The sequence below is a fragment of the Chamaesiphon sp. OTE_8_metabat_110 genome (assembly GCF_031382685.1).
Classification (GTDB): Bacteria; Cyanobacteriota; Cyanobacteriia; order Cyanobacteriales; family Chamaesiphonaceae; genus Chamaesiphon.
In genome coordinates, this window is the sequence record NZ_JANMZA010000316.1 from 1 (window position 1) to 2450 (window position 2450).

Genomic DNA, 2450 nt, shown 5'->3' on the forward strand with positions numbered 1-2450 from the left:
CCCGCAGGGAGTAGCCCTTGTAGTAGTAAAGACTGGCATTCATCCGCTCTACATAGGGCGTAAAAATGACATCAGCAGTGCCAAACTGCTCCAGAAAATAATTGCCTGATGTCTGTGCTAGTGCTGCTTCAACCATCGCCACCACGCTAACAAATTGCTCGTGGTTGTGCTGTTCTTCTCGCGCCGAATTTGCCGGACGACACAGCCAACTACACCACGCCCGAAATAATAACCGCTCTAACTGGCGCAGTGGCACTACTTGCGGATCTCTCATCCCGTAAGCCAGTCCGCCAAAAGCGGCTTCGAGCGCGAGCAAAATATCATCGCTCTCCGTAATCATCCGCCCGTCTAATTCTACGGCGGGGAGCATTCCCGAAGGTACCTTGCGCTTGTACCAACTCTCTTTTTCCCCATAACAGAACATCGTGACTTTTTCGATCCGATAGGGGATTTGTTTTTCTTCTAGCCACAGCCAAATTTTCTGACAGTAAGGACACCACGCATGATTGTCACGGTATAGTGTCACCCGCACATCAGTTTCGGCGCGTCCGAATAAGCGGAGTCGCGACTGCGCATTGGTTGCGCCATTAATCGGATCGCTCGGGACAAATTTAGCGGTGGGTAGATCTGCTAGTTCTTGCCAGCTCAAAGGATCGATCGTCATCTGGGGTGGTGAAATGGGATACTAGTGGCGATGTTTGCAATACTCGCTTACCTAAAGATAACAGTTTCGGCAGAGGTCGCCGATCGAACGACAAAGGAGAGGCAATTAATAAATTACCCCTCCTCTAAAGCGGATGTATTAAAACTATCCACTATCCACTAAAACACCAGTAACTTTGTGCCGATGCAAGATGTGAATATTAGGACGCCTTAACCGCTTGCTTGGGTAGGAGTGTAGAAGTTGCGCTCGAACCGCGTGCTACTCCCGGACTCAATAACGATTGTGCTAACAGCCGACGATAGAGATCGCTGAGTTGAATCGCGACACCCGTCCAACTGAAGTTTTGGTGTACTCGTGCTGAGGCTTGCTTGCGGATTTTCCGCGCCCAGATATCATCGGTCAAAATCCGCCCGATCGCGTGGGCAAATTTGCTAACATCATGAGGTGGTACTAATAGTCCGGTTTCCTCAGAGATCACGGTAAATTTCAAACCGCCGACATCCGAAGCTACTACTGGCGTACCGCAAGCCATTGCTTCGATCGCCACTAAGCCAAAGGGTTCGTAGTGACTGGGGATAACGCAGACATCAGCAGCAGTATAGTACAGTGCCAACCGATCGTGTCCGACCATGCCCACAAAGTCCGTCGTCGTAGCTAAGTCTAATTCGGCTACGATATCTTCGATCCGGCGGCGCTCGACACCATCAGCCTCATTGGGGTCGCTACCACCGACGACTAATAATTTTAAGTGTTGAGGATCGATTTCTTCGCCTTGTTCTAAGTGCGATCGCAACTCACCAGTAGCCCGGATCAGGGTTTCAATCCCTTTGCGTTTGTCAAAGCGACCGACATATAGGACGACTTTCTGCTTAGCACTAATACCCAACTGCTTGCGGGCTTCAGATTTGGAAATGGGGCGGAAGGTACTCACGTCGGTACCACAAGGAATAATATCAATGCTACCAATTTTGGATACGAGCGCCTCTAGATCGTCAGATTCTTGGGGGCTAGTGGCAACGATCGAATGCGCCTGTTCGAGCAGGTCTTTTTCAACAGCCAGACGCGTCTGGGCGATTTCGGGGATCTCCGTTACCGACTGATACTTAACGGCTCCGAGCGAGTGATAGGTATGAATCAGTTGCAGATTTTGGCTGCGCTGGAGTTGGAGTCCGACCCACCCCGACATCCAATAATTAGTATGGGCTAAGGGATAGCTCATCCCTTCTTTTTGCTGGAACTTCTGAAAAGCTGCCACGAATTCGGGCATGTATTGGAACATTTCATCTCGCGGAATATAAGCTTCCGGCCCTGCTGTCAACCGAATGGTGCGACAATGCGGCGAGTGCTGGACGATCGTCGCATCATCGGGACTGCTCTTGCGCGTAAACATATCTACTTGCCAACCCAATTTGGCTAATGCCTCGCCAACTTGCCGAACGTAGACATTTTGACCGCCAGCAGCATCTTTACCGATTTCGGCTGCTGGATCGCCATGCTCGGAGATTAACGCGATCGCTTGACGAGTCGGGATTTGCATCCGTGCGGAAGCAAATGGTTGATGTGGCTGCATCACTGGTGAGTTACTGACTGGTGGGTTAATAGTGGTTGTGGGGAATTTTCCGGTTGACATATCTGCACCTCAGTAAAAATTGACATTAATTTAACTTGAGTCTTTCGTACCAGCAGTTACGCTAAGTAACCGTCAGTTCTGGATCGAAGGAACGGTATCCCAATATGTCTAAAACGACCGGGACACCTTGTCTGGATCGGTTGGTAACGATCGCAC

The 2450-nt window shown here is 50.2% G+C and carries 2 protein-coding genes; both read right to left on the reverse strand.

The window, feature by feature from the left end:
* A partial coding sequence (locus tag RMO52_RS11640) for a glutathione S-transferase (RefSeq protein ID WP_310414237.1) occupies positions 1-664 on the reverse strand: 664 nt, incomplete at its 3' end.
* A gap of 199 nt (positions 665-863) precedes the next feature.
* Positions 864-2294, reverse strand: a complete 1431-nt coding sequence (locus RMO52_RS11645) for a glycosyltransferase family 1 protein (RefSeq protein ID WP_310414240.1) — start codon at positions 2292-2294, stop codon at positions 864-866.
* Positions 2295-2450 lie beyond the last annotated feature (156 nt).

Bases quoted from the DNA above. Each gene is read 5' to 3' on its own strand.
- RMO52_RS11645 (WP_310414240.1), bottom strand. From the start codon at position 2,294: ATGTCAACCGGAAAATTCCCCACAACCACTATTAACCCACCAGTCAGT.